Source organism: Pseudomonas sp. GM80 (assembly GCF_000282515.1).
Lineage (GTDB): Bacteria > Pseudomonadota > Gammaproteobacteria > Pseudomonadales > Pseudomonadaceae > Aquipseudomonas.
Genome location: NZ_AKJD01000012.1, coordinates 1 through 22,392, shown reverse-complemented (window position 1 = coordinate 22,392; position 22,392 = coordinate 1). Strand labels below are relative to the sequence as shown.

Sequence of the window (22,392 nt, the reverse complement as noted above, 5' to 3'; positions counted from 1 at the left end):
TTTGGAATGAGAAAGGATCCGTTCAGGCAACGGAAAAAGGCGTACGCAAGCCGTAGAAGGTGCACGGATAACCGTCCACTTCACGCTGCTGCCGGGTGAATTCGCCGCCGCTCAATGCCGGGATCAGCCCGGTCCAGAAGCGCCGGGCCGGCAGGTTGGCGTCGATATGGAAAATTTGCCATTGACCGGGGAGGCGGCTCAAGAGGGTGGAGACGACAAACTGGGCGACACCTTGGCCACGAAAACGCCGCGTGAGGAAGAAGTAGCCGATGTTGTGCTCGGCGCCGGCCATCTGCGTTTCGGTGTCGACGGTCACGAACCCGGCGAGTTCGTCATCGACGCGGATCAGAAAGGGTTGCGTGCCTGGGTGGCGCCAGTAGTCGAGCTTCGGCTGGATGGAAAAGAAACCATGGTCGGCGAGTTTCAGTGGTAGCCACTCGCTGAAATCGTACATGTAGAACTGCATGAGGTTTTCGAGGGTATCGAGTTCGTCGCGCTGGGCGGGGTGCAGTTCAATGGTTGGCATGGGGCGTTCACTCCCGGCGATATGACTACTGACACAGTAGTCTGGATTGAACTCAAAACTTGTGGGGAGGGGATTTATCCCCGATGGGTTGCGAAGCAGCCCCTCTTTTGACTTTAAAAAAGCAGGGGACTGCTGCGCAGTCCATCGGGGATAAATCCCCTCACCACAGTGGGATGTTATTTGGTGCTGGTTTTGGCCGTGCGCTTGGTTGGGCTACGGGTTGATTTGCGTTTTTTCTTCCACGGGGTCGCCGCTTTGCCGGCAGGGGGCGGGCCGCTGATGGTCAGGCTCAGGGCGGAGCAGCGGGTCACTTGCTTGCTCATCCATGCGGCCTGTTTGGTGACGAATTCTTCCAGGCTCATTTCGCCACTTTGCACCATGTCCAGCGCCTGTTCCCAGATCGCCGTGGTGCCGGGGTCGGCAATCGCGCGGGGCACGGCGTCGATCAGACTGAACGCGGCCGGTGTAGCGGCGAGTGCCTTGCCGTTTTTCAGCAGATAGCCGCGATCCAGCAAACCCTGAATGATCGAGGCGCGGGTGGCCTCGGTGCCGATCCCGGTGGTGTCCTTGAGCTTCTGTTTCAGCAGCGGGTCTTCCACCAGTTTGGCGACGTTTTTCATCGCCTTGATCAGATCACCCTCGGTGTAGGGTTTGGGCGGTTGCGTCCACAGATCCTTGAGTCTTACGTCGGCGATGGCGCATTCGACGCCCTGGCTGAGTGCCGGCAGGGTTTGCGGTGCTGGGGCTTCGCGGCCCTTGGCCGGCGCCAGCGCTTCGGGCAGGGCGCGTTTCCAGCCGGGCTCGATGATTTGTTTGCCGACAGCGCGCAACGCTTCACCATTGCAATCGAAGTCGGCCTGGGTGCGATCGTATTCATGATTGGGCAGGAACTGCGCCAGATAGCGCGCGCGGATCAGCGTGTAGACCGCGCGGTGCTTGCCGCTCAGGCGCTCAAGGTTTTTCGCCGCAGCGGTAGGGATGATGCCGTGGTGAGCGCTGACCTTGGCATCGTTCCAGGCGCGAGACTTGCGCTGCGGTTCAAGAAAACCGTTCAACGCTTCCAGGCTCGGATCGGCCTGGCGCAACGCCGCGAGTATCGCCGGCGCCTCGCTGTGCTGGCTCAGCGGCAGATAACCGCAATCGCTGCGCGGGTAGGTGACGACTTTGTAGGTTTCATAGAGCGCCTGGGCGATGTCGAGGGTTTCCTGCGCACCGAGGCCGAGCTTCTTCGAACAGACTTCCTGCAACGTGCCGAGATCGAAGGGCAGCGGCGCGACTTCGCGCAAGCGTTCGGTTTTCAGCTTGATGACCCGTGCGCTGGCAGCGCTGCCGATCGCTGCTGCGGCTTGTTGCGCCAGTGCCTGATTCAGACAGCGATCCTGATCGTCACAGGCATCCGACGGCGCCCGCCACTGCGCCATGAACGCTGTGCCGCTGTGCAGCAGTTGTACATCGATTGCCCAATACGCCACCGGCACGAAGTCGGCGATGCTGCGATCACGATCCACCACCAGCCGCAGGGTCGGCGTCTGTACTCGGCCCACGGGCAGCACGCCCTGATAGCCGGATTGCCGGCCGAGCAGGGTGAACAGGCGACTCATGTTCATCCCGATCAGCCAGTCTGCCCGCGAGCGACCGAGCGCCGAGTGATACAGGCTGAAGGTCTCTGCCCCCGGTTTCAGGGCGGCCAATGCCTTGCGAATTGAGGCTTCGTCCAGCGCCGACAGCCACAGACGGCGGATCGGCCCGCGATAACGGCAGTGCTCGACCAGTTCCCGGGCAATCATTTCGCCCTCACGGTCGGCGTCGGTGGCGATGATCAGTTCGCTGGCCTCGCCGAGCAGGCGTTTCACCGCTTTGTACTGGCTGGCCGTGCGCGGCTTGACGGTCATTTTCCATTTGTCCGGAATGATCGGCAGATCTGCCAAAACCCAGCGCTTGTAGCGGGCATCGTAGGCATCCGGCGGCGCGGTTTCGAGCAAGTGGCCGATGCACCAGGTCACCGTGACGTCCGTTCCCAGCCAGCAGCCATCGCCCCGGCGCTTGGCACCGAGCACGGCCGCAATGTCTTTGGCCTGGGAAGGTTTTTCACAGAGATACAGCCGCATAACCACCATCGTCGATCAAGGTCGGAACAGGTGCACAGAATGGCCGGACTTGGCGTCAGGGGCAACTTTTATCTGTATGGATATACAGATAAAAAGCATTGCCGCAAGTGACGGGCAATCCCGGGACGGCATACGGCACTATCGAGAAATTGATTAGCGCCGTGGTGTGGGCGTGTGTCAGGTTCCCAGCGTCTCAACAACGCGCGCGACAGGACGGTCTCGCCAGGAGATCGCCGTAGTCTGTCGGACACTGACTACTTTGAAACAAGGACGTACACCATGCCTCAAGCATCCTCCAGCGCCAGCACGGCGTTCAGCGCCGTCGACACCTTCAGCCACCTCTACGACCGTGGTGGTGACGCGTTGGTCAACGGCAAACCGTCGTTCACCGCCGACCAGGCCGCTGACGAAATCCTGCGCAAGGGCCTGTCGTGGGGCGATAAAAACGCCGACGGCAAAATCGACCTCAGCTACAACTTCCTCAGCGAAAAACCGGCGAACTACAACGCCAAACTGGGCAACTTCAGCGAATTCAGCGCTCAGCAAAAGGCGCAAGCGTTGCTGGCCATGCAGTCCTGGGCCGACGTCGCCAACGTCACGTTCAGCGAAGGCAAGGGCGGTGACGGTCACATGACCTTCGGCAACTACGACGTCAGTACCGGCGGCGCCGCGTTTGCCTACCTGCCGAGCGGCGGCAGTTACGACGGCCAGTCGTGGTACCTGATCAACAATCAATATCAGGTCAACAAGACCCCGGACACCAACAACTACGGGCGCCAGACCCTGACCCACGAAATCGGGCACACCCTCGGCCTGTCACACCCGGGCGCCTACAACGCCGGCAACGGTAACCCGACCTACGGCGACGCCAAATACGCCGAAGACACCCGTGGCTACAGCCTGATGAGCTACTGGAGTGAAACCAACACCGGCCAGGATTTCAGCAAGGACGGCAGCGGTGCCTATGCTTCGGCGCCTTTGCTGGACGACATTGTGGCGGTGCAAAAGCTGTATGGCGCCAATTATGAAACCCGCGCCGGTGACACCACCTACGGCTTCAGCTCCAACGCCGAGCGTGATTTCTACAGCGCGACTTCGGCATCGTCGAAAGTGGTGTTTTCGGTGTGGGACGGCGGTGGCAATGACACGCTGAACTTCTCCGGCTTCAACCAGAATCAGAAGATCAACCTCAACGAAGGTTCGTTTTCCGATGTCGGCGGCATGGTCGGCAACGTTTCGATCGCGCATGGCGTGACCGTGGAAAACGCCATTGGCGGCGCGGGTAATGACTTGCTGATCGGCAACGCGGCGGTCAATGTCCTGTTCGGCGGTGCCGGCAACGACATTCTCTACGGCGGCGGTGGCGGTGACACATTGTGGGGCGGCGAGGGTGCCGATACGTTCGTGTTCGGCGCGGCCAGCGATTCGACCAATAACCAGCCTGACTGGATCATGGATTTCAAAAGTGGTCTGGACAAGATCGACCTGTCGGGCATTGCCGGGTTCGCGTCGGGCGCGGCGTCGTTGAATTTTGTCAGCCACTTCACCGGGCATGCCGGCGATGCGATCCTGACGTACTACGGACAAAGCGATCAGACCACGTTGCTGGTTGACCTTACGGGGCAGGGTGCGATTGATTTTGCCGTGGGTGTCGTGGGGCAGGCGTTGGCGAGCGATATCGTCGCCTGATCTGACGCACCGGGCATCGGTTGTAGCTGTGGTGAGGGAATCAATCCCCTCACCACACAGCTAATGTTGTGCAGCGTATTGCTTGATAGCCGTTCGGCTGCGAATCCGGCGCGATTGGCAACCATGAGTTATACCTGAACCGGTCTCTTCGCCGTCTCCAGGAGAACCCCATGAAAAGCTCCGGCCCCAGCCCCGTCATCAACCTCGAACAACTCTCCGGCTGCCTGCTGGTGAAGTTTCACGGCATTCAGGTCGCTGCCTCCTCCCATGCGCTGATCCTCAACGAAGCCAACTACCCGCCGGTCTATTACGTCCCCCGCGAAGACATCGACGAGAAGTACTTCGCCCGCACCGACCACACCAGTTACTGCCCATACAAGGGCGACGCCAACTACTTCAGCCTGCAAGTGCCGGGGCACGAAGGGGCGAACGCGGTGTGGACTTACGAAAATCCGAAAGTGTCGGTCAAAGACATACAGAACTACGTGGCGTTTTACCCGGACCAAGTGAAATTCGAGGTCATAAAAGCTGAGTCATAGGCCATAGCACGCGAAACGGAGTCAGCTCCAGACCTGCAGCGTGATAGCCCCATGATTGTTGCAATACAGCAGCCGCACATCATTGGCAAAACACCTGAGCTGCCCGCTGGCCGGCGCCACCCAACCTGCCGGCCAGCGCGAGCCGTCGCCAATGGCGAAGTAGCTCTGGCGGTCTTTGTCGATTGCACCGATCAGTGTGAACCACTCGGCATCGGCGGCCTTGCAGCGGATGAGGCGTTTGAACGGCGCAAGTTTTGGTACCGCTGCGCCATTGACGTCATGGAGTTCGTTCCAGTCGCGCCAATGGCCACTGGCACGAAAAAAGTAGCGTTGCCCGGCCGTGAGCATGACTGCAGTCGGGCACCAAGGGGCGTCGGCCTGGATCTCTACGCTGCACAGCAATGTTTGCGCGCCCGCCGGAGCGACGACTGAAAGTGGCATGAGCAATCTCCGTGACTCAGTAATTCAAATCGATGAGGCGCTGATCCAGATCGGCGTTGGGGCCCAACCTGAGAATCGTCTTGAGAGTCAGCGTCATCGCTTTCAAGTCATTGTCGAATCCGCCATGTGAAGTATCACGGCTGACGCCCGGCCCATAGGTCATTTGCGCATCGTTGTAGATGTGCAGTGTGGCTGCGCGCGGGTGCGTCAGGCTTTTGCCGGTCGAGGCGAAACCGCTGGGGATTTTTTTGTCCCAGTAGAAGTTGTTCCACTCGACGGTCATGTTCTGCGCGGCCACGCTCCATTCGCTGAGCTTGGGGTTGCTGAAGTCCTGATAAATGCCGTCCAGGCTTTTGGCCATGCCCAGTAGCGGCATTTTATGCAGCTCTTCGTAGGCGCGGGAGACCAGGTAAAGCAACGATTTTCGGTAGACACCGGCGACGTTGTCACTCTGTTCGCGGTTGTCGGACATGATGTGCAGATGAAAGTCGTCGCGTTTCAGTCCGCCCTTTTCTATGACCTGGCGGTAGGTCTGGTTGGTGAAATCGAGGGTACACGCCGGCGCCAGCAGTGTTGAAGTGGCAATCGGCAGGCCTCTATTCCAGAGCAGTTGAATCAGGTGACCATTCATCAGCGAACCTGCCGAGTGGCCGATCAGGTGCAGTTCTACATTGGCGGTGCCCATGGCGCCCACCAGTTTTTCCAGGTTGTCGGTGATCTCCAGCAGACCGCGCGGTGTGTACCCCGGAATCGAGGCTGCCAGTGCGTTCTGTTTCATTTGTCGCCACTGCGCGCCACCGGGCTGCTGGGTAATCACCTCCACCCCACGGTCCCACGCCTCGGTGGCTTTGTCCTTGAGCCCTTTTAACGTGTCGAGGAAGCTGCCGGCGTCCAGTGATTGAACGGCATATTTATCTTTGACGATGTCGATGAAAGTTTCCACGACCCCCGTGCGCCAAGTGATGAATAACGGATACACACCGTTTTCAAGAAAGTACGGCGCCATTGCACAAATGCGCTTGATCGACGCTTTTTCGGAATTAAGCCCTCCGTGGGAGAACACCGCGATCCGCAGTACTTTGGGCTTTTTCCCGGCTGGAAGGTTGTGGTACCAGGCCTGAGGGGCCTCAAACACGATGCGCGCCACACTTGCGCGCACATCTTTTACCGCGACGAGACGAGGACCGATGCTGCCGTCGTTTTCAAAAACCACGGTCAATCCGTAGGCGTCATCCGGTTTCAGCGGCAATGGGCCCTTGCGATCGGGGGTGGGCGAGTCGGCGGAAAACAGCGAAAAGCCTTCGCGTTTGGCGCTGGACGTCAGCAACGCATCGCGAAACGCAGACGGCGCCCCATCTGCTCCTTTCGACGGCCGAGTATTGCGCGAAACGGTGCCATGTTTGATCGGCACGCCGAGCCCCACGGTCCAGGCGTCGGTGCCATTGGCCAGCCAGTCTTCGTAGGTCAGGATCGCGAATCCTGAGTAGCCCCAGTCGGTGGACCAGGAGTTCTGCACGATAAAGCCTTCGTGGGTATAACCGAGCAGGGCGAACGCATGCCCCCCTTCGGCCTTTTGATGCAACTTGATCACCGGCAATTGCGCGGTGCTCTGGAATGCTCGGGCACCGGGTTTGCCTTTGGTCTTTAGATTCCAGCCCTGATGGACATTGGCTGAAACGTACAGCGCGCCGGTTTCACAGAGCGCCGCCATCATTGCGGTGATGTCGTCTTTTTCAACACGGTAGTAAACGCCCAAGGGGCGAGTGATAGCGTCTTCGGCCCATTGCGCCGCGGGCTCCTCAAAGTCCGGCACCGAGCCGTCGGCGGCGACGGTGTAGGGCCACAGGCTTCTCTCGCAGACGCCGTGCTTGTGCCAGCCCTTTAACGCGCCCCGGCAACTGGAACCTGTGTAATCCTCGCCGGGCCATTCGTCGTACAGCTTGGCCAGATGGTAGAGCTGGCGCGGGCTGGTTTGCACCGATTCGGCATCCCGGCGCCACAACAGATAGTTCACCACCGCCGAGAGCCCGAAACCGGTGCAGGCGCCTTCACTGCCTTGAAACTGCACCATGCCCCGGCCCAGGTAATCCGCCCATTTACCGGTGATGTCCTGATCGGAGGGGAACGACGCTGGAAGCGACTGCACGCGGGGGGTGAATACCCGGTCGCGCAGGTCCAGACGGTCCGGGCGAGCATCCAGGGTGATGGTGGTTTGAGCGAGGGAGAACTGCGACGCAGGCATGGGAGAATCCTCAGTCCGAGAGGTTCAGTTGCCCCACGCCACGAACGCTTTTCTGCGTCGCGGGGTTTCAAGTGTGTGAATGATCGTAGACGAGATTTGGCGGGGCGGGCGGGATGAGGGATCTGTGGCGAGGGGATTTATCCCCGTTGGGCTGCGCAGCGGCCCTGATGGCTGCAACCTTGGTGTGTCTGACTCGCCAAGGTTGCAGGGTTGGGGGCTGCTGCGCAGCCCATCGGGGATAAATCCCCTCGCCACGGGGGGGTAATCAGGCAGTTTTTTTCGGGTAGGCTCAGTTTTTGTCGAGGTCGATGTTTTTGGTTTCGCGCAGGCAGATCATTCCGACGACCAGGCTCACCCCGGTAATCAGCACCGGGTACCACAGCCCATAGAAGATGTCCCCGGTGTACACCACCAAGGCAAACGACACCGTCGGCAGGAAACCGCCAAACCAGCCGTTGCCGATGTGGTACGGCAGCGACATCGAGGTGTAGCGAATCCGCGTCGGAAACAGCTCCACCATCAGCGCTGCCAGAGGCCCGTAGCACATGGCCGAAATAATGATCAGCGCGACGATCAGCGCGACAATCATCGGCTTGTTGATCTGCTGCGTATCCGCCTGTTGCGGGTAGCCGGCGAGGGTAATCGCACCGCGCAGGGCGGCTTCGTCGTAGCCGTCGAGTTTGACGTCGCCGACACTCACTTGCACGGCGCTGCCAGCAGGCGCAGCGGCGCTGGAGTAAGGCAGGCCTTGCTTGACCAGGAAGGTCTTGACCTTGTCGCACGGACTGTCGAATTTGGCCTTGCCCACCGGGTCGAACTGAAAGGTACAGGTGGCCGGATCCGCCAACACGGTGATCGGCGCCTGACGGCTGGCCTGATCGATTGCCGGGTTCGCATAGTGCGCCAGCGATTTGAAAATCGGGAAGTACAGCGCTGTCGCTAGCAATAGGCCGAGCATCAGCACCGGTTTGCGCCCGACCTTGTCCGACAGCCAGCCGAAAATGATGAAGAACGGCGCACCGATCACCACGCTGATGATCAGCAAGGTGTTGGCCACCGCCGGGTCCATTTTCAGGAACTGGGTGAGGAAGAACAGCACGTAGAACTGCGCCGCGTAGAAAGTCACCGCTTGCCCGGCGTTGATGCTGAACAGGGCGATCAGCACGACCTTGAGGTTTTCCCATTTGCCGAACGATTCGCGGATTGGCGCCTTCGAGGTTTTGCCTTCTTCCTTCATTTTCAGGTACGCCGGCGACTCGTGCAGGCTCAGGCGAATCCAGGTGGAAATGCCCAGCAGCACGATCGACAGCAGGAACGGAATGCGCCAGCCCCACACTTCAAACTGGTCACCGGTGAAGTAGCGGCAACCGAGCACCACCAGCAGCGAGAGCAGCAGGCCGAGGGTCGCGGTGGACTGAATCCAGCTGGTGTGAAAGCCGCGCTTGCCGATTGGCGCGTGCTCCGCCACGTAGGTCGCCGCGCCGCCGTATTCACCGCCGAGCGCCAGGCCCTGAAGCATGCGCAGCACCACGAGGATGATCGGTGCGGCGATGCCGATGCTGGCGTAGGTCGGCAGCAGGCCGACGCAGAACGTCGCGATGCCCATCAAAATGATCGTCGCGAGGAAGGTGTATTTGCGCCCGATCATGTCCCCCAACCGACCAAACACCAGCGCCCCGAACGGCCGCACGATAAAGCCTGCGGCGAAGGCCATCAGCGCAAAGATGAACGCCGTGGTGTCGTTGACCCCGGCGAAAAACTGCTTGCTGATCACCGCCGCGAGGGCGCCATAGAGGAAAAAGTCATACCACTCGAACACCGTCCCCAGTGATGAAGCGAAGATGACTTTCTGCGTGGCATTGCTGGTACTGGCGCTGCTCGCAGCGTCCAGCGGCTGAGCGTGTTCTGACATATCGGTATCCCTCACAGTGATTGTTTTTGTTGTTCCACTGATGCTCGATGTCCATGAATCAAACGCATATCCCCTGTAGGAGCTGCCGCAGGCTGCGATCTTTTGATCTTGGTTTTGATTTCAAAAATTCAAAGTCAAAAGATCGCAGCCTTCGGCAGCTCCTACAGGGTTTGGGCCAGTTCGGGTTTTGGGGTGCTGCTCCTGGTGGTGGGGTTGAGGATCAGTTGGGCCGCTTTTTCGGCAATCATCAGCGTAGGCGAACAGGTGTTGCCCGAGGTGATGCGCGGCATGATCGAGGCATCGGCGATGCGCAAACCGGGGACGCCGTGCACACGCAACTGTGCATCGACCACTGCGTCACCGTCATTGCCCATGCGGCAGGTGCCGACCGGGTGGAAAATCGTCGTGCCGATTGTCGCTGCCGCTTGCTGCAACTCTGCTTCGCTTTGCAGGCTGGCGCCGGGCAGGTACTCGACCGGTTTGAACGCTTGCAGGGCAGGGGCGCTGACGATGCGCCGGGTCAGGCGAATCGCATCCGCTGCCACGCGCAAATCTTCCGGATGGCTGAGGTAGTTGGGTTGAATCAGCGGCGCATGCTGTGGGTCGGCCGAACGGATTTCGATGCGGCCACGGCTCTGCGGACGCAGATCACACACCGACGCAGTGAACGCCGGAAAGCTGTGCAACGGTTCGCCAAAGCGTTCCAGCGACAACGGCTGCACGTGATATTCCAGATTCGCCGAAGTCTGCTCCGGCCCCGAACGCGCAAACGCGCCCAACTGACTCGGCGCCATCGACAGCGGCCCGCTGCGGTCATACAGATAACGCAGGCCCATGCCCATCTTGCCCCAGACGCTGCCGGCGATCTGGTTCAGCGTGCGCGCGTTTTCCAGTTTGTAGATCAGGCGCAGTTGCAGGTGATCCTGCAGGTTGCCGCCGACGCCCGGCAATTCGTGGATCACGCCGATACCGAGGCGTTCCAGCAACGGCCGCGGACCAATCCCGGAGCGCTGTAAAATGCTCGGCGAGCCGACCGATCCGGCGCACAAGATGATCTCTTTGCGCGCCTTGAACTGTTTGAGCTGGCCTTCGTGACGGGCAACGACTTTCGATGCGCGCCCGTCCTCCAGCACAACCCGATCCACTTCAACCCCGGTCAGCACCGTCAGGTTCATCCGCTCACGCACAGGTTTGAGAAAAGCCTTCGCCGCGTTCCAGCGCACGCCGGCCTTCTGATTGACCTGAAAGTAGCCGCAACCCTCGTTGTCGCCCTGATTGAAGTCTTCGATGCTGGCGATGCCGCTTTGCTCGGCGGCGCTGCGAAACGCATCCAGAATCGGCCACGAAAGCCGCTGTTGTTCGACGCGCCATTCACCCTTGGCGCCGTGGAATTCAGCCGCGCCGGCAAAGTGGTTTTCGCTCTGTTTGAACAGCGGCAGCACGTCATTCCAGGCCCAGCCCGGATTGCCCTCGGCCGCCCAGCCATCATAGTCGTTGGCCTGGCCGCGCATGTAGATCATGCCGTTGATGGAAGAACACCCGCCGAGCACTTTGCCGCGCGGATAACTCAGCGCACGGCCGTTGAGGCCCGCTTGTTCTTCGGTCTTGAAGCACCAGTCGGTGCGCGGGTTACCGATGCAGAACAGGTAACCGACAGGAATGTGAATCCACGCATAGTTGTCGCGCCCGCCGGCTTCGAGCAACAGCACGCGCTGCTGCGGATCCGCCGACAGTCGATTGGCCAGCAGGCACCCGGCAGGGCCGGCGCCGACCACGATGTAGTCGTATTCATCGAGGGAAGTCTGCATTCCCTGACCTCGCTTTTTGTTTTTATTGTCGGACACTCTAGTTGTTAGCTTTCGTCAAAAGAATGCTAGTTTTTGCGCAGCCGCTGTGCGTTTTTAAACAGCCTGCATAGACCTTAGCCGACAAGGACATAGCATGTTCGACTGGAACGACCTGCGGTTTTTTCTCGAACTGCAACGCAGTGGGCGCCTGCTCACCGCTGCCCGCCGTCTCAACACCACCCACGCCACCGTCGCCCGACACATCGAGGCCATCGAAAAGAGCCTCGGCACTGCGCTGTTCGTCCAGCATGCGCAAGGCTATGAAATGACTCCGGCGGGGGAGGCGCTGCTCAAACATGCGGAAGCGATGGAGAACGTGGCGTTGCTGGCGCAGGAAGAAATCACCCAATCGACCGCGCCGCTGGGCAAGATTCGCGTGGGGGTTACCGAAGGGCTGGGGATCAAGTTTCTGGCCAGTCGCATGATTGGTCTGTTTGAGCGTTATCCGGGTCTGGAAGTGGAACTGGTGGCGGTGCCGCGCTTTGTCAGCATCCTCAACCGTGAGGCGGAAATCAGCATTCATCTGGAGCGCCCGGCGGCGGACATGCTGGTGACGCGCAAACTCACCGATTACCGCCTCGCGCTCTATGCCAGTCAACGCTACCTCGACAAAGCGCCGCCGCTGCAAAGCCGTGAAGATTTGGGCCGGCATGCGTGGATCGGCTATGTCGACGATTTGCTGTTCAGCCAGGAACTGATGTTCCTCAACAGCTTCTGTCGCAGCCCGCGGGTGGTGTTTCACAGCACCAGCGTCATCGCCCAACAGGAAGCCGCGCGGTCGGGTTTGGGCATTGCGGTGTTGCCGTGCTACATGGCCGAGTCCGATCCGGATCTGGTGCCGTTGTTGCCGGATGAAAGTATCGAGCGCAGTTACTGGATCAGCACGCGGCGCGAGTTGCATAAATCGGTGCGGCTGCGGGTGGTCTGGGATTATGTGGTGGGGTTGTGTGAGGCGGAGCAGGGGTTGTTGCTTAACCTTTAAGGTCAAAGGATCGCAGCCTTCGGCAGCTCCTACAGGGGGCTGTGTAGGAGCTGCCGAAGGCTGCGATCTTTTGATCCGGGTTGATTTATATATGGATATCCGTATATTCGAGTTTCCGTATGTATTGGTGCCGTTCCATGCTCACCCCCACCGAAGTCTTCAAGAGCCTCGCCGACGAAACCCGCGTGCGCGCCATCCTGCTGATTGCCGATCAAGGTGAACTCTGTGTCTGCGAGCTGATGTGTGCGCTTGACGACAGTCAGCCAAAGATCAGCCGTCACCTCGCGCAACTGCGCAGCAACGGCCTGCTGCTCGATCGCCGTCAGGGGCAATGGGTCTACTACCGCCTTAATCCGCAGTTGCCCGATTGGGTTCGCGAAATTCTCCAGGTGACGTCCGGGGCCAACACTGACTGGCTCAAGGACAACGCGTCTCGCCTGCAAAACATGGATGGCCGCCCGGTTCGCGAAGCCGCCTGCTGCTGACACTTCACTGGAGCACCTCATGCGAATCCTGTTCATGTGCACGGCCAACAGCTGCCGCAGCATCCTCTCGGAAGCCATGTTCAATCACTTGGCACCGCGCGGATTTGAAGCGGTGAGTGCCGGCAGTTTTCCCAAAGGCCAGGTGCTGCCGCGCAGTCTGTTGACCCTGCAACACGCCGGCATTGCCATCAATGGCTTGCACAGCAAAGGCAACGACGCTTTCGAAGGCAACCCGCCAGACATCGTCATCACCGTGTGCGACAAAGCCGCCGGCGAGACCTGTCCGGTGTATTTCGGCCCGGCGCTCAAGGCCCATTGGGGATTGGAAGATCCTTCCGAAGTATCAGGTGACGAGGCCACGGTGAATGGCGCTTTCCACGCGACATTGATGCGTATCGGCCAGCGCTGCCAGGCCTTCCTCGATCTGCCCTTTGAAACCCTCAGCCGCGATGAATTGAAAACCGCGCTCGACCGCATCGGCGCGCTTTAAGGAACACTCATGTCAGCCCACCTGCCAAACCTCGATGCCAGCTTGTTCAATAACGCCAAACCGGCGAAGCCCGGCGAACACAAACCGCGCATTCTGTTGCTGTACGGTTCGACCCGTGAGCGCTCCTTCAGCCGTTTACTGGTGGAGGAGGCCGCTCGGTTGCTGGAACACTTCGGCGCCGAAACGCGCGTCTTCAACCCGTCCGGTTTGCCGCTGCCCGACGACGCCCCGGTCGACCATCCCAAAGTGCAGGAACTGCGCGATCTGGTGCTGTGGTCGGAAGGGCAAGTGTGGTGTTCACCCGAACGTCACGGCGCGATGTCTGCTGTGTTCAAGGCGCAGATCGACTGGGTCCCGCTGGAGCTCGGCGCTGTGCGTCCGACCCAGGGCAAAACTCTGGCGGTGATGCAGGTCTGCGGCGGCTCGCAGTCGTTCAACGTGGTCAACCAGTTGCGCGTGTTGGGCCGCTGGATGCGCATGTTCACCATCCCCAACCAATCTTCGGTGCCCAAGGCCTACATGGAATTCGACGAGGCGGGGCGGATGAAACCGTCGCCGTTCTACGACCGCGTGGTTGACGTGATGGAGGAACTGGTGAAGTTTACCGTGTTGCTGCGCGATCAGCAGACGCATCTGGTCGACCGCTACTCCGAACGCAAGGAAACTGCTGAGCAGTTGATGGCAAGGGTCAATCAGCGCTCGATCTGAATGCGAGAAAAAGCCCTGATTCAACTGCTGGCGGTTACGTCGATCAGCGGAATCGGTTCGATCGCCCAGGCACGGCTGTTGCGTCGTTCGGGGCACGGAATGGCGCAGGCCTTGCGCCCGGTAAAGTCGCGGGCGAGCCGTGCTTCATCGATCTGCCAGCCCAGGCGCTCCAGTTCGCGAAGGCGTTTGCGCAAGGCGATCTGCAGCGCATCGGACTTCAACGAAACTTCTTGCTGCCAGGAGTCCGGTACGCGCTCCGGGCGCACGTTGCGCAGTACTGCGTGATCCTGTCGGAAAATCTTCAGATTGCTGGCGACGAAGCGTCCGTCGAGCAAGCGCGAGCGTAGAAACGTGCGGCCCATCATCCACCACGTGCGCGTGCGGTTGGCGTCCACTGGCACATGGGCAGCAACAATGTAGATCCGCCAGCCATTGGGTAATTGCAATTGCAGCGTGGTACACGGGCCTGACAAATGAAACCCGGGCACGGTTGTCACGCTGACCTGCTCGGTGGCTGATTTGCGCCTGAACAGCCCGGTGCGTTTGGGTCGCTTCATCAACATTCGAGCCTGACCCTGCCACGCATCGCTGTCGACGTCGAACGCTTCGATTTCCGGATGAGCCGGGTCGCCGAAGGTCGAACCATGCACGAAAGGCGCGTGTGCAAAATCCAGTCCGTTCTCGATGACCCGATCCCAACTGGCTTCCCAGTCAAAGTGCCCACTGACTACGCGAACGTTGGCATCATCGAGCCAATCCAGGGCAGGAAGCGGCGGGCGTTCAGCCTCTGGCAAATCGCCTAGAAAGGCCCAGATCCAGCCGTAGCGTTCCTCTGTCGGGTACGCATCAACCCGCGCCTTCTCCGGGATCCGCAGAGTGGGCTGAGCGGGAATCTGCACGCACCGGCCGTCACCGTCGAAGCGCCAGCCGTGGTAGGGGCACTGCACGCTGTCGCCGACCTTGGCCCCGGCCGATAGCGAACCCCCACGGTGGACGCAAATATCGGACAGCAGACGTGCCTTGCCGTGGCTGTCGCGAAAGGCGACAAACGACTGGCCGAGCAGGCGTATCGGCGCGATCTCTTGGCTCAACTGCGATGAGGGAAGGATGACGTACCAAAGGTTTTTGAGCATGGGTTGGGGTGACCGAAAGGGTAGGGACGGGGCTCTGGACGCTTTGAGCATAGATCCGGGCTGGCAGTTCACCGAATGAACTGCATGCGCTCAGATTCGATCATGGTTTTGCAGAAAATCGCCATGCGTCGCTTCGGCCTGCTGGACGAGGTGCCGGGCGAAGACCTACACGGAGGGGGTTTCAGCTCTGGTTTTAATCGCAGGCGAGAACAGTTGGCCCATGCAACTAACTGGTCGAGCCACAGGTCACTCAATCAGCGGAGGTCGATTCAATTCGCACGACCTCGAATATCGAAGACGCTGCCCGTGGCCACTCATCTCGATCGTCGCAACAACCTGTCACTGGACAGCCTGAATTTCTTCCTCGCCGATGTGCGCGACGGGCTCGGGCCCTATCTGGCGATTTACCTGCTGGCGGTTCATCAATGGGACCCGGCCAGCATCGGCCTGGTCATGACCATTGCCGGCATCGCCGCGCTCATCACGCAAACGCCAGCAGGCGCATTGGTCGATAGTACGCGTCGCAAACGAGCGATCATTGTCATTGCGGCGTTGCTGGTGACGGGCAGTTGTCTAGTGTTGCCTTTCGTCACCTCGTTCACTCTGGTGGCGCTGACTCAAGCCCTCAGCGCTGTCGCCGCATCGATTTTTGCGCCGGCGATTTCGGCGATCACCTTAGGCATTACCGGGCCGCGCGCGTTCACGCGACGCACCGGGCGCAACGAAACGTTCAACCATGCCGGCAATGCCTGTGCGGCGCTGTTGGCCGGGCTGTTTGCTTACCTGTTCGGCCCGGTAGCGGTGTTTTATCTGATGGCGGCCATGGCGATTGCCAGCGTCATCGCCGTGTCCTTTGTTTCGCCAGAGGCCATCGACCATGATCTGGCCCGAGGCCTGAACCCCAGCGGTGCCGGGCATGGCACACAACCCTCTGGTTTGTCGGTACTGCTCAAGAACAAACCGCTGCTGATGTTTGCCGTGTGCTGCGCGTTGTTCCACTTGGCGAACGCGGCGATGCTGCCGCTGGTGAGCCAGAAACTGGCGCAGGCCAATCTGCAGATGGCCACGCCGCTGACCTCCGCCTGCATCGTCGCGGCGCAATTGGTCATGGTGCCCGTCGCCTTGCTGTGCGGGGCCAAGGCCGATGTCTGGGGGCGCAAGCCGTTGCTGCTCGCAGGCTTCCTGATTTTGCCGTTGCGTGGCGTACTGTATGTGTGGTCCGACGACCCTTATTGGCTGGTCGCGGTGCAGTTGCTCGACGGTGTGGGCGCGGGGATTTTCGGCGCGCTGTTCCCAGTGGTGGTGAAAGACCTCACGTTGGGCACCGGGCATTTCAACGTCAGCCTGGGCGCACTCTCGACTGCGTTCGGTCTGGGCGCTGCATTGAGTAACGGCCTCGCGGGATTCGTGGTGCAGGCCGCTGGCTACAGTGCGGCGTTTTTGACACTGGCCGTGGTCGCCGCCGCTGCGTTGATTCTGCTTTGGGTGGCCGTTCCCGAGACGTTGCAGTGTTCAAGTGCGCAAGCAGATACGCCGCAAGGCGCTCTTCGAAGTTCATCTTGCCCATGAGCATCAGCCTGTCGTGATCCCGAACGAACGGCCATTCTTGACTGAGCCTCTAGGCTGCGCATCGCGGGTTGGCGCTGCTTTTGCTTGAAACAGCTGCAAGGCCTTTCAAGAATGGAGAGATGCAATGAGGGAGTGGGTTACGGGCGGCGACATCCACAAGGATAACTTGCAGGCGATCTGTGACGGCGTCATAGAGCATGGCCGCGCTTTATCTGAGGCACGCGGCGGGCGGGCTCAGCCCATCGCCTGTCTGGTCATGGAGAATGGGCAACTCGTCGGCGGTGCAACCGGCAGAACCGAGTTCAGACGCTTGATTGTCAATTACCTGTGGGTCGATGCGCAACGGCGCGGCATGGGGCTGGGGGCTGAAGCGTTGCACAGACTTGAGGCGCTAGCCGTTGAACGGGGATGCGTGGACGCCTTGATCGAAACCCTCGATGACGACGTCGCCGAGTGGTACTCGCGGTGTGGATATCAAGTGATAGCGCATGTGCCGCAGTACTGCGGGCCATGGAGTCGGCATACGTTGTTGAAAACGCTCGACGGAGCTCATGGAAATGCTGCCGATGAGCAATAGCCATACCCGCAGTAGCATGCCAATCAGCGGCATGCTTCATCACGTCGAGATCAATGTTTCATCCCTGGAAGCATCGCTGCGCTTCTGGCGACCGTTGCTGTGGCCCGCAACACTACGGCCTTTACTGTGAAGATCCGGACAAGATCAAGGTAGAGATCGTTGCGCCGGGGCTTTGTGCTGTTCAGGGTGAATGCCCTTGGGTTGATCCAGCGCGACAACGACACCCGGAGTGAACCCGATATTGCCGGCAGGCCATGATTCATGGTCGTCCGAGCGATCCGTCAAAGTCGGTTTGAACTGAAGCACTGAAGCCACTTGCCGGGACCACGACGCGCGTCCACTCTATGGCATGCCGACAAGGAGCGTCAGCCGACTCTCCGTCGCGACCACAGGGAGCTTGCAGCATGAGCGAAGACAGCAAAGTCAAAGGCCCGGCATCCTACTTTCCCGCCATCGAAAAAAAGTACGGCCAACCCATCGAACATTGGCTGAACCTGCTCGCCAGCCTCCACGACAAAAAACACATGGAACGGGTTGCCTGGCTCAAGACTGAGCACGGCATGGGCCATGGCCACGCCAACGCGCTGGTCGCGTACCATCTGGCCAACAGCAAACAGTGAGGGCAGGGTAGCCATGAACTTCAGCCACCGGCCAGTGACGGCCGACGATGTCCAAACCGTCTGCGGTTTTCCGCAGGGTGTTCAAGAGTTGTACTTCATGTTCCCGAAGGCGCAATACCCGCTGACGGCGGAGCAGATGCACACCGCGATCAGCCAGCGCCTCGACTCCACGGTGTTCCTGGCCAACGGCGAGTTCGTCGGTTTCGCCAACTTCTACCGTGCTGAACACAACGCTATCTGTTGCATCGGCAACGTCATCGTCGCACCCTATGCGCGAGGCCAAGGCGTGGCCCGATACATCATCGAAACGATGACGGCACTGGCCTTCGAAAAGTACCAGGCCCGCGAAGTGCAGTTGTCCTGCTTCAACGAAAACACCGCCGGCCTGTTGCTCTACCCCAAACTCGGCTTCGTGCCGTTCGCCATTGAAGAGCGACCGGCACCGCACGGCGGGCGCTCGGCGCTCATTCACATGACCCGCAGTCGAGGCGCCATCGATGCCGCTCAGCTTCCATAAAATGCACGCCAACGGCGATGACTTCGTCGTGGTCGATGCGCGAAACACCACCAATCCGATCACCAGCCAACTGGCCCGACAGTTGGGTGATCGCCACCGAGGCATCGGTTTCAACCAACTCGCCGTAGTGCTCGATTGCGCGGATGCCGATGCACAGTTGCAGTTCTGGAACGCCGACGGCTCGGCGCTCGATGTGTGCGGCAGCGCCACCCGGGGCGCCGCCGACCGACTGATGCGCGAAGCCAGCCGAAAATCGATCACCCTGCGCACCCAACGCGGTGTGCTCCACTGTGAACGCACGCCCAGTGGACTGATCTCGGTCGACATGGGCCAACCGCTGCTCGACTGGGCCGACATTCCGCTGGCCGAGGCACACGACACGCTTTTGCTGCCGCTGCCCGGCGACCCCGCCGCGTGCAGCATGGGCAACCCGCATTGCACCTATTTCGTCGAAGACCTCAGCATCCTCGACCTCGCCGCCGTCGGCCCAACCCTCGAAACGCATCCGCTGTTCCCGCACAAAACCAACGTGCACTTCGTCCAGATCCTCGACCGCAGCCACATCCGCCTGCGCATCTGGGAACGCAACGGCGCAATCCCGCTCGGCTCCGGCTCCTGTGCTTGCGGCGCCGCAGTAAACGGCATCCGCCGAGGCCTGCTCGACCCAACCGTCATCGTCGAATGCGACGGCGGCCCCGTCACCGTCCACTGGAACGGCACCGACAGCGTCACCCTGAGCGGCCCGGTCGAACCGATCTTCTCCGGCACAATCCCTTAAGCATTCCGGTCGGCCCGCTCTCTGCAGAAAAACCCCCTGATTCCCCCGCAGGAGCGGCCCATGCTCAACGGTCTGAGCACGGCGCTCAGCCCCACGTGGGCGTTCTTTTGCCGACAGCGGATGCCATCGAGCTGCCGAATTATGCCGAGCAACAGCGGGGATAGATTTGGATGTGATTTCCTACAGCTCAGACGTCGGTTTTACCCAACAGACGTCACCCGCGCAGCCTGCGTTGGGTCACGCGACGTCACCAGCCCGAGGAAGGAAATCACCAGCGCCAGGCCGATGGTTGTAGTGACTTCGGTGCGGTGTTGCGGCGTGAGCATCATCACCGCCAGCGCCGCGCAGATGAACACAATCACCAGCCAGGTCAGCCAGGGAAACAGCCACATGCGAAAGGTCAGCTCGACGTTGCGCTGACGCAACAGCTTGCGCATACGCAACTGCGACACCGCAATCGCCAGGTACACCAGCAACGCAATCGCCCCGGAACTGGCGAGCAGGAATTCAAACAGCCCGGCGGGCATGATGTAACTCCACACGGTAATCGCCGCGCCGAGCACGGTGCTGGCGATAACGGCTGCGCGTGGCACGCCTTCCGAAGAGGTCGCTTTCAGCGCCTTCGGCGCATCGCCACGACGGCCCAGCGAGTACAACATGCGCGAGGCAATGTAGATCGAGGAGTTCATGCAACTGGCCACGGCAATCAGCACGACCACATCGACCATGAACTTGGCGTGGGGAATGTTCATGATTTCCAGCGCCCGCTGATACGAACCGACCGAGGCCAGCAACGGGTCGTTCCAGGGCACCACGGAAATCACCACGAAAATCGACAGCAGGTAAAACACGCCGATGCGCCAGATCACCGAGCGCGTCGCCTTGGCAATGTTGCGCGCCGGGTCATTCGATTCGGCGGCGGCGATGGTCACAGCTTCCGTACCGATGAAACTGAACATGATGGTGATGAAAGCACCGACGACCGCCGACAGCCCATTAGGGGCAAAGCCACCGTGTTCAGCCATCAAACCGCTCAACCCGCTGACCTCCCGGTCGGGCACCCAGCCCATCAACACAGCAAAACCGACGCCGATAAAACCAATGATCGCCACGACCTTGGCCATCGCAAACCAGAACTCGAACTCACCATATTTCGACACGCTGAACAGGTTGGTCACCACCAACGCAATGATCGACACCAAGGCGAACAGCCAGGCATCGATCTGCGGAAACCATTGGTGCAGCACATGGCCGGCCGCCAGCGCTTCAATCGGAATCACCAGCACCCAGAACCACCAGTAAAGCCAGCCGATGGTAAAACCGGCCCAGCGCCCGATGGCCTGATCGGCATAGGTGGAAAACGAGCCGGTGTCGGGATTGGCCACCGCCATTTCGCCGAGCATGCGCATGACCAGAACGACGAGCAACCCTGAGAAAAGATACGCCAGCAGCACGGCGGGGCCGGCCGCAGCGATGGCGTGTCCTGAGCCTACGAACAAACCGGCACCGATGATGCCGGCGATTGACAGCATGGTGACGTGACGAGGCTTGAAGCCCTGCGCCAATTGGCTACTCGAATCCTTGGAGTTCGGGCTAATCATCGGTTTTTTATTCTCTGCTGATCGACATTTAAGCGGGTTGAAAGGGGCAACCAAGCATTGCTGTTGCCTGCTGAATGGCTTGGAAACAGCCCCCTTCAAACGCTGCAGTTCTTATCAAACCGATCATCTCGATACGGCTATTTTTATGAAAAGACGCGTCACCTTACCCGGCTTTTCTGCTGATTCAGATGCCTGATCACGTCACCATCGTGTCTCATATCGACACACGGACACCTCCCGGTCTTGTTGGAAACCCGTCAGTCACTGGGAGCTGCGTATTCGCTACAACCGGCGTTCTCAACACTTTTGGTCTATTATCCCGACCACTTTTCAAGCGTTGAGACCTTGCCATGCAAGAGGATTACTGGCCCTTCCATCTCTTCGGGGCGACATTCGCCAGTGAGGCCGAGGCACAGCAATTTGTTTTCGAACAGTGGGAGCCGCAGCCTCTCGAAACGGCATCCGACAGCGTGTACTCAGCATGGGAAGAGCGCAATCCGACGTGGCGGTTATCAGAGGAGCTAGGGTTCCACATGGACTCGGATTTCGTGGAGCTTGCCAATAATCCGGAAGATCTCATCGCGCAGATCCAGAGCCCGTCCGAGAGAGAAAGTGTGGCAGCTACAGCGACAGCATTTACCCACCTCATTCTGGTGGGGATGAATGCTATGTGGGGGGATAGACGCTCGGCGTCAACTCAGCTTGAGTCGCCAGTGCGCTCACCAGAAAGCACAGCAACGTTTACCTACCTCGGGAAATTCAACTGAACGCAAAGTTCTACAGCGAAGGAAGCAGGGCGGATCCATTTTGCTAGAGCAGGTTGGCGGACAGCTTCAAACCATCAGCCAAGCGGCGTCGGCTGAACCCAGGCCGCCCTTCACGAAGTGTGCACTTCGCCAAAACGGACAACCCGGGCCTGTCGTCACAGGCACTGCATCGGGCCTGAGCGCTTAGCGATTAAATCTCGTATTCATCTCATCCAGCACTTCAACGATCTCCGGATCTCGTTCCTTCAACCTGTTTTCGAAGGTGTCCTGCGCGTTGGAATAAGCGTCGCCCATTTTGCTCATGAAGCCGCGACCTTCGGGTGTGTCAGCAAAAATGCTCTTGGCTTGTTCGGGATGGAAGTGGGCACGAATCGCCGCATCCAATTCATCCGCCTGCAAATTGGCCGCATAGGAGTCGATAAACAGCTCCTGCATCTCCTTGAACGGGGCTTTGTCTTCCAAGACTGTGCGGATGTCTTCGTCCATCACTTCCAAGAAGCGCGGCGAGTAGCTTTGCATCGTCGTTTGCACGAGGTCGTCGTAAACCTCCTTGAGCTGACTCACTTCGACCAATTCCCTGGCCTTGTCCTGACTCCCTCCGCAGGCGGTCATTGACGTTGCAAGCAACAAAACCAGCGCTGCCGTTCTCAAACCCATGAGCCATTGTCCTTGTTCAATGTAAAGGTGCCGATTGCCTGGCGCAGGTTCGAACACTGCTTTCATAGCAAACCCGCAGAAGTGCAGGGCGCCGCATTTTAAGCCGACTCCCCCCATTCCCCAAACCCCCAACGCCCCTGCTTCCGTAGGAGCAAAGCTTGCTCGCGAAAACGCCTTCAGCAGCACCAAAAAATCCAATCCAGC

At 59.8% G+C, this 22,392-nt stretch carries 21 protein-coding genes; 12 read left to right on the top strand and 9 right to left on the bottom strand.

Annotated elements, in window-relative coordinates; translation table 11 throughout:
- Window positions 1-22 precede the first annotated feature (22 nt).
- Window positions 23-526 (bottom strand): GNAT family N-acetyltransferase, encoded by a 504-nt coding sequence (locus PMI37_RS01510; protein WP_008077316.1) that lies wholly within the window; start codon window positions 524-526, stop codon window positions 23-25.
- A 176-nt stretch (window positions 527-702) separates the two neighbouring features.
- Window positions 703-2,634 carry a DNA topoisomerase III gene (locus PMI37_RS01505; protein WP_008077315.1) on the bottom strand — a complete coding sequence of 644 codons (1,932 nt, stop codon included), beginning with the start codon at window positions 2,632-2,634 and terminating at the stop codon, window positions 703-705.
- A 279-nt stretch (window positions 2,635-2,913) separates the two neighbouring features.
- On the opposite strand from PMI37_RS01505, the gene PMI37_RS01500 reads away from it, so the two are divergent.
- Together PMI37_RS01500 and PMI37_RS01495 are read left to right on the top strand one after the other, a co-directional pair.
- Window positions 2,914-4,323, top strand: coding sequence for a serralysin family metalloprotease (locus tag PMI37_RS01500; protein ID WP_008077314.1), 1,410 nt, complete (start codon window positions 2,914-2,916; stop codon window positions 4,321-4,323).
- 170 nt (window positions 4,324-4,493) lie between these two features.
- A complete protein-coding gene (locus tag PMI37_RS01495) occupies window positions 4,494-4,862 on the top strand; it encodes a DUF427 domain-containing protein (RefSeq protein ID WP_008077313.1) in 369 nt (122 codons plus the stop codon).
- A gap of 21 nt (window positions 4,863-4,883) precedes the next feature.
- Here the strand turns inward: PMI37_RS01495 and PMI37_RS01490 are convergent, their stop codons facing one another.
- From PMI37_RS01490 to PMI37_RS01475, 4 genes are all read right to left on the bottom strand, one after another.
- Window positions 4,884-5,303 carry a hypothetical protein gene (locus PMI37_RS01490; protein WP_008077308.1) on the bottom strand — a complete coding sequence of 140 codons (420 nt, stop codon included), beginning with the start codon at window positions 5,301-5,303 and terminating at the stop codon, window positions 4,884-4,886.
- A 16-nt stretch (window positions 5,304-5,319) separates the two neighbouring features.
- On the bottom strand, window positions 5,320-7,545 hold the full coding sequence (locus tag PMI37_RS01485) for a C1 family peptidase (protein ID WP_008077307.1): 2,226 nt from the start codon (window positions 7,543-7,545) through the stop codon (window positions 5,320-5,322).
- A 289-nt stretch (window positions 7,546-7,834) separates the two neighbouring features.
- Entirely contained in the window at window positions 7,835-9,457 is a 1,623-nt protein-coding gene (locus PMI37_RS01480) for an MFS transporter (protein ID WP_008077306.1), read from the bottom strand.
- Window positions 9,458-9,618: 161 nt separating this feature from the next.
- Entirely contained in the window at window positions 9,619-11,265 is a 1,647-nt protein-coding gene (locus tag PMI37_RS01475) for a GMC family oxidoreductase (protein WP_008077305.1), read from the bottom strand.
- 133 nt (window positions 11,266-11,398) lie between these two features.
- Here PMI37_RS01475 and PMI37_RS01470 point away from each other — a divergent pair, with 133 nt between their 5' ends.
- The 4 genes from PMI37_RS01470 to arsH all read left to right on the top strand — a co-directional run bounded on the left by PMI37_RS01470 (window position 11,399) and on the right by arsH (window position 13,969).
- Window positions 11,399-12,286 (top strand): LysR family transcriptional regulator, encoded by an 888-nt coding sequence (locus PMI37_RS01470; protein ID WP_008077304.1) that lies wholly within the window; start codon window positions 11,399-11,401, stop codon window positions 12,284-12,286.
- A 137-nt stretch (window positions 12,287-12,423) separates the two neighbouring features.
- Window positions 12,424-12,771: a metalloregulator ArsR/SmtB family transcription factor gene (locus PMI37_RS01465; protein WP_045122919.1), complete on the top strand. Its 348-nt coding sequence runs from the start codon at window positions 12,424-12,426 to the stop codon at window positions 12,769-12,771.
- 19 nt (window positions 12,772-12,790) lie between these two features.
- Complete coding sequence (locus tag PMI37_RS01460; RefSeq protein WP_008077302.1) at window positions 12,791-13,261, top strand: arsenate reductase ArsC; 471 nt, start codon at window positions 12,791-12,793, stop codon at window positions 13,259-13,261.
- A 9-nt stretch (window positions 13,262-13,270) separates the two neighbouring features.
- The gene (gene arsH / locus PMI37_RS01455) at window positions 13,271-13,969 is read left to right on the top strand and encodes an arsenical resistance protein ArsH (RefSeq protein ID WP_008077301.1); all 699 of its coding nucleotides are present in this window, start codon (window positions 13,271-13,273) and stop codon (window positions 13,967-13,969) included.
- 20 nt (window positions 13,970-13,989) lie between these two features.
- On the opposite strand, the gene PMI37_RS01450 is transcribed toward arsH, so the two are convergent.
- The gene (locus PMI37_RS01450; RefSeq protein WP_008077300.1) at window positions 13,990-15,102 is read right to left on the bottom strand and encodes an aromatic ring-hydroxylating dioxygenase subunit alpha; all 1,113 of its coding nucleotides are present in this window, start codon (window positions 15,100-15,102) and stop codon (window positions 13,990-13,992) included.
- A 306-nt stretch (window positions 15,103-15,408) separates the two neighbouring features.
- Between PMI37_RS01450 and PMI37_RS01445 the strand changes: the two genes are divergently transcribed.
- From PMI37_RS01445 to dapF, 5 genes are all read left to right on the top strand, one after another.
- Window positions 15,409-16,671 carry an MFS transporter gene (locus PMI37_RS01445; protein ID WP_045122918.1) on the top strand — a complete coding sequence of 421 codons (1,263 nt, stop codon included), beginning with the start codon at window positions 15,409-15,411 and terminating at the stop codon, window positions 16,669-16,671.
- A gap of 124 nt (window positions 16,672-16,795) precedes the next feature.
- A complete protein-coding gene (locus PMI37_RS01440) occupies window positions 16,796-17,248 on the top strand; it encodes a GNAT family N-acetyltransferase (protein WP_008077298.1) in 453 nt (150 codons plus the stop codon).
- Between the two features lie 404 nt (window positions 17,249-17,652).
- Complete coding sequence (locus tag PMI37_RS01435) at window positions 17,653-17,868, top strand: DUF4287 domain-containing protein (protein ID WP_008077296.1); 216 nt, start codon at window positions 17,653-17,655, stop codon at window positions 17,866-17,868.
- A 13-nt stretch (window positions 17,869-17,881) separates the two neighbouring features.
- Entirely contained in the window at window positions 17,882-18,385 is a 504-nt protein-coding gene (locus PMI37_RS01430) for a GNAT family N-acetyltransferase (protein ID WP_008077295.1), read from the top strand.
- On the top strand, window positions 18,366-19,163 hold the full coding sequence (gene dapF / locus PMI37_RS01425; protein WP_008077294.1) for a diaminopimelate epimerase: 798 nt from the start codon (window positions 18,366-18,368) through the stop codon (window positions 19,161-19,163). The genes PMI37_RS01430 and dapF overlap by 20 nt, the downstream gene beginning before the upstream one ends.
- A gap of 200 nt (window positions 19,164-19,363) precedes the next feature.
- Here the strand turns inward: dapF and gabP are convergent, their stop codons facing one another.
- Window positions 19,364-20,764 carry a GABA permease gene (gene gabP, locus PMI37_RS01420; RefSeq protein WP_008077293.1) on the bottom strand — a complete coding sequence of 467 codons (1,401 nt, stop codon included), beginning with the start codon at window positions 20,762-20,764 and terminating at the stop codon, window positions 19,364-19,366.
- Between the two features lie 350 nt (window positions 20,765-21,114).
- Between gabP and PMI37_RS01415 the strand changes: the two genes are divergently transcribed.
- The gene (locus PMI37_RS01415; RefSeq protein ID WP_008077292.1) at window positions 21,115-21,531 is read left to right on the top strand and encodes a hypothetical protein; all 417 of its coding nucleotides are present in this window, start codon (window positions 21,115-21,117) and stop codon (window positions 21,529-21,531) included.
- A gap of 183 nt (window positions 21,532-21,714) precedes the next feature.
- On the opposite strand, the gene PMI37_RS01410 is transcribed toward PMI37_RS01415, so the two are convergent.
- A partial coding sequence (locus PMI37_RS01410) for a hypothetical protein (protein ID WP_045122917.1) occupies window positions 21,715-22,392 on the bottom strand: 678 nt, incomplete at its 5' end.

Excerpts from the sequence above, each read along its gene's own strand:
- PMI37_RS01510 (WP_008077316.1), bottom strand. The coding sequence starts at position 526 with ATGCCAACCATTGAACTGCACCCCGCCCAGCGCGACGAACTCGATACC.
- PMI37_RS01505 (WP_008077315.1), bottom strand. The coding sequence starts at position 2,634 with ATGCGGCTGTATCTCTGTGAAAAACCTTCCCAGGCCAAAGACATTGCG.
- PMI37_RS01500 (WP_008077314.1), top strand. The coding sequence starts at position 2,914 with ATGCCTCAAGCATCCTCCAGCGCCAGCACGGCGTTCAGCGCCGTCGAC.
- PMI37_RS01495 (WP_008077313.1), top strand. The coding sequence starts at position 4,494 with ATGAAAAGCTCCGGCCCCAGCCCCGTCATCAACCTCGAACAACTCTCC.
- PMI37_RS01490 (WP_008077308.1), bottom strand. The coding sequence starts at position 5,303 with ATGCCACTTTCAGTCGTCGCTCCGGCGGGCGCGCAAACATTGCTGTGC.
- PMI37_RS01485 (WP_008077307.1), bottom strand. The coding sequence starts at position 7,545 with ATGCCTGCGTCGCAGTTCTCCCTCGCTCAAACCACCATCACCCTGGAT.
- PMI37_RS01480 (WP_008077306.1), bottom strand. The coding sequence starts at position 9,457 with ATGTCAGAACACGCTCAGCCGCTGGACGCTGCGAGCAGCGCCAGTACC.
- PMI37_RS01475 (WP_008077305.1), bottom strand. The coding sequence starts at position 11,265 with ATGCAGACTTCCCTCGATGAATACGACTACATCGTGGTCGGCGCCGGC.
- PMI37_RS01470 (WP_008077304.1), top strand. The coding sequence starts at position 11,399 with ATGTTCGACTGGAACGACCTGCGGTTTTTTCTCGAACTGCAACGCAGT.
- PMI37_RS01465 (WP_045122919.1), top strand. The coding sequence starts at position 12,424 with ATGCTCACCCCCACCGAAGTCTTCAAGAGCCTCGCCGACGAAACCCGC.
- PMI37_RS01460 (WP_008077302.1), top strand. The coding sequence starts at position 12,791 with ATGCGAATCCTGTTCATGTGCACGGCCAACAGCTGCCGCAGCATCCTC.
- arsH (WP_008077301.1), top strand. The coding sequence starts at position 13,271 with ATGTCAGCCCACCTGCCAAACCTCGATGCCAGCTTGTTCAATAACGCC.
- PMI37_RS01450 (WP_008077300.1), bottom strand. The coding sequence starts at position 15,102 with ATGCTCAAAAACCTTTGGTACGTCATCCTTCCCTCATCGCAGTTGAGC.
- PMI37_RS01440 (WP_008077298.1), top strand. The coding sequence starts at position 16,796 with ATGAGGGAGTGGGTTACGGGCGGCGACATCCACAAGGATAACTTGCAG.
- PMI37_RS01435 (WP_008077296.1), top strand. The coding sequence starts at position 17,653 with ATGAGCGAAGACAGCAAAGTCAAAGGCCCGGCATCCTACTTTCCCGCC.
- PMI37_RS01430 (WP_008077295.1), top strand. The coding sequence starts at position 17,882 with ATGAACTTCAGCCACCGGCCAGTGACGGCCGACGATGTCCAAACCGTC.
- dapF (WP_008077294.1), top strand. The coding sequence starts at position 18,366 with ATGCCGCTCAGCTTCCATAAAATGCACGCCAACGGCGATGACTTCGTC.
- gabP (WP_008077293.1), bottom strand. The coding sequence starts at position 20,764 with ATGATTAGCCCGAACTCCAAGGATTCGAGTAGCCAATTGGCGCAGGGC.
- PMI37_RS01415 (WP_008077292.1), top strand. The coding sequence starts at position 21,115 with ATGCAAGAGGATTACTGGCCCTTCCATCTCTTCGGGGCGACATTCGCC.